The sequence below is a fragment of the Caloranaerobacter azorensis DSM 13643 genome (genome assembly GCF_900129995.1).
GTDB classification, from domain to species: Bacteria; Bacillota; Clostridia; order Tissierellales; family Thermohalobacteraceae; genus Caloranaerobacter; species Caloranaerobacter azorensis.
The window spans coordinates 1-1,719 of record NZ_FQXO01000143.1 but is presented as its reverse complement, the minus strand read 5'-3'; the positions used below and the strand labels follow the sequence as shown (position 1 = coordinate 1,719).

The window sequence follows — 1,719 nt, the reverse complement described above, 5'->3', positions numbered from 1 at the left end:
ATTGTAAATTATGATATAATATGTTTAATTAAGATTAGATTATCGTATATAAAATAGGGGGATAGGAATGAGTTTTGAAAGATATATTAATTGTTTAGTAGATACTGTAAAGAATGTATATCCTAATTATTTTAAAAAAAATATACTTAAGCAATTATCCAAAGATGGATTAATAATTAATGATAAGAGAGTATCACCAAAAGGACAAATTTCTTTTATTATGAATGTATCATATATTGACGATATTGATAGTAAAATTGAATATATATTGAAAAATGATGATAAAAAAATTTGTTATAAGTATATTGAAGAATTCGAGTTTAACAAAGCATATAGACATAGTGTGATTTTTGAAGTAAAAGAATTTAAATTTGATATAATACAAGATTTAGTTGATGAAAATAAGATATTAATGTATAAAAAAGATAGTACAATGTATGATTTTATTAGTACCGAAGGAGATAGGCCTACATTAAGAGTAGAAGGAAATAAAGTATATTTAAAATTTAATTTCTTATTAAAAAACAGAGAATTAGAGGATATAAATCAGTATGTAAAGTACAATGTTTTGGCCATAATAGATAATGAGATAAATGTTTTGGAAATTAGATTTGATAGGATAGGACTTAATTATAAGACTAGACATACTTTTTATGCCGATATTATTGATAAAGTAGTAAGTAAGATAAATGATTTGCTAAATATTACCACAACAACTATAGATTTTAAAGCGGTGGTTAATTATATAAAGGAAGAAAAGGATGATGTTTCCATATATGCAGTAGAACTATTGAGGAATGGAACTATTGCATATTTAGATGCTTCAAGTAATGAGGAAATGATAATACCTATATTAGGGGAATTAGAGCAACTTATAGATACAAATCAAAATATTTTTAATAGCAATAATGAAACGAAGAAAATTAAAGATATGTTAAAGCAATTTATTGAAGGGATAGAAACGAATTCAGATTTACCTTCAGTAAAAATGATATGGCCAGAGAAAGGAATAAAAATAGGAATTAAACATAATTATAAAGACCGAGAATATAGTTTCTTTATGCATTATGATGAATTGGGAGATAAGGAGAGAATAGATTATGTCACCAGATATCTTATTGAATGTTATCGAGAACTTAAAAACAAAATACAATCTAACTGAATATCAGATAAAACAACTTAGTAAGAGTATGAAAACTTGGAAGTTAAATGACAGAGTGTATCCAAGTGCATTAAAATCAAGAATAAATGTAGATATAGTAACTATGTATAAGATCTTAGAGGAAATTAAAGATATGGGAATTCTTGAGACAAACTATGAGGTATATTGTTTTGAATGTAGTAGATTTAAAGGAAAGTTATTACGTACTCTTACTGACATGCCTGAAGATCTTACTTGTGATTTTTGTAATCATACGTTTGATCCATTGGAAGATACTATTAAAATATACAGAGTGATAAAAGATGAATAATAAAGACAGACAAATTGAAGTTAAGATAAGAGAATTAAAGGGGATAGGTGCGAGGACTGGTGACATATTGAAATATCTTGTACAAGATAAATTACATACATTTAATGAATTAACTGCTTGGAGTGAAAGTGATTATGAAGAATATAAAAAATTACAGAAATTTAGCACTTGAAAATTTTTTAGGGCGATAGTCCGTTGATTTATAAGAATTTCAGAATAAGCACTAAAAATTTGAGATTTTCCGATT

At 25.6% G+C, this 1,719-nt stretch carries 3 protein-coding genes; all 3 read left to right on the top strand.

What is annotated here, in order from left to right:
- Nucleotides 1–67 precede the first annotated feature (67 nt).
- From BUB51_RS12520 to BUB51_RS12510, 3 genes are read left to right on the top strand one after another with little or no spacing between them, the layout of a single operon-like run.
- Nucleotides 68–1,162, top strand: coding sequence for a hypothetical protein (locus BUB51_RS12520; RefSeq protein ID WP_073198175.1), 1,095 nt, complete (start codon nucleotides 68–70; stop codon nucleotides 1,160–1,162).
- On the top strand, nucleotides 1,101–1,472 hold the full coding sequence (locus BUB51_RS13520) for a hypothetical protein (protein ID WP_083599632.1): 372 nt from the start codon (nucleotides 1,101–1,103) through the stop codon (nucleotides 1,470–1,472). The genes BUB51_RS12520 and BUB51_RS13520 overlap by 62 nt, the downstream gene beginning before the upstream one ends.
- Nucleotides 1,465–1,644, top strand: a complete 180-nt coding sequence (locus tag BUB51_RS12510) for a hypothetical protein (RefSeq protein WP_073198174.1) — start codon at nucleotides 1,465–1,467, stop codon at nucleotides 1,642–1,644. The genes BUB51_RS13520 and BUB51_RS12510 overlap by 8 nt, the downstream gene beginning before the upstream one ends.
- Nucleotides 1,645–1,719 lie beyond the last annotated feature (75 nt).

Coding starts and splice junctions, on each gene's coding strand:
- BUB51_RS12510 (WP_073198174.1), top strand. CDS start 1,465: ATGAATAATAAAGACAGACAAATTGAAGTTAAGATAAGAGAATTAAAG.
- BUB51_RS12520 (WP_073198175.1), top strand. CDS start 68: ATGAGTTTTGAAAGATATATTAATTGTTTAGTAGATACTGTAAAGAAT.
- BUB51_RS13520 (WP_083599632.1), top strand. CDS start 1,101: ATGTCACCAGATATCTTATTGAATGTTATCGAGAACTTAAAAACAAAA.